The organism is Cellulosimicrobium cellulans, assembly GCF_001722485.1.
GTDB classification, from domain to species: Bacteria; Actinomycetota; Actinomycetes; order Actinomycetales; family Cellulomonadaceae; genus Cellulosimicrobium; species Cellulosimicrobium cellulans_A.
In genome coordinates this window covers 1-1,072 of sequence record NZ_LWGL01000347.1, presented here as the reverse complement: position 1 = coordinate 1,072, position 1,072 = coordinate 1, and the positions used below count along the sequence as shown (strand labels likewise).

Genomic DNA, 1,072 nt, shown 5'->3' with positions numbered 1-1,072 from the left:
GCCCTCCTGCGGCACCGGGACGACGCCGAGGTGCGGGCGCAGGAGCGCGCGCAGGTCCGCGCCCGCCTCGTCGTCGCCGAACGGGGCGACGAGCCGCACGCGCGCGTCGTCGGCCGCGAGCAGCGCGGTGAGACCCGCGCCGCCGGGGCTGCGCCGCACGCCCAGCGTGTCCACGACGGGCACGGGCCCGTCGGGGGAGAAGCGCGTGACCTGGCCGTCGACGTCGCGGTCGAGGAGCACGTCCCCGACGACGACGACGTGCGGCCGGTCGTCGGCGGGGACCGGCGCCTCGGGCACGGGGCGGGTCTCGGCGCCGACCGCCTGGCGGTGCCGCACGTGCGCGTCGACCGCCGCGCACAGCGCGTGCACGACGACGAGGTGCAGCTCCTGGACCGACGACGTCGACGCGCCCTGCATCGCGAGCGTGTCGTCGCACGCCGCCGAGAGGGCCGACGGCCGCGGGCCCGTGAGCGCCCACGTCGTGAGGCCGATCTCGCGCGCCCGCTGCGCCGCGGCGACGACGTTCTCGCTGCTGCCCGACGTGGACAGCAGGAGCAGGACGTCGCCGGCGCGCCCGTGCGCGGCGACCTGCCGCGCGTACATCTCGCCGATGCCGTAGTCGTTGACGATCGCGGTGAGGCTGGACGTCTCGGCGTGCAGGCTGATCGCGGACAGCGGCACGCGCTCGCCCTCGAACCGCCCGACGAGCTCGGCCGTCAGGTGCTGCGCCTCCGCGGCGCTGCCGCCGTTGCCCGCGACGAGCAGTCGCCCGCCCGCGAGCACGACGTCCGCGAGGCGCTCGCCCCACGCGTCGATGCGGTGCGCCTCGGCGAGCAGCAGGTCGAGGCCCTGATGCAGGTCGTCGGCGTGCGCGCGCAGCCAGCGGCGCGCGGCCTCGTGCGGGGCGTCGGGGGACCCGGGGTGCAGGGCGCTCATCGGGCGCTCACCGCCCGCAGCGCCGCGGCACCCGCCGACCTCGCGGCGCCTCGGACGTCCGACGGCGCCGCCGACGGGACGAGCTCCGGCCGGGGGACGGACCGGGACCGGGACCCGGCCGCCACGACCCGCTCGT

1 protein-coding gene is annotated in these 1,072 nt (G+C 78.6%); it reads right to left on the bottom strand.

Annotated features, from left to right (window positions below; genetic code table 11):
- A partial coding sequence (locus JZ5iCDA_RS19865; protein WP_139123235.1) for an SIS domain-containing protein occupies positions 1 to 936 on the bottom strand: 936 nt, incomplete at its 3' end.
- Between the last annotated feature and the right edge of the window lie 136 nt (positions 937 to 1,072).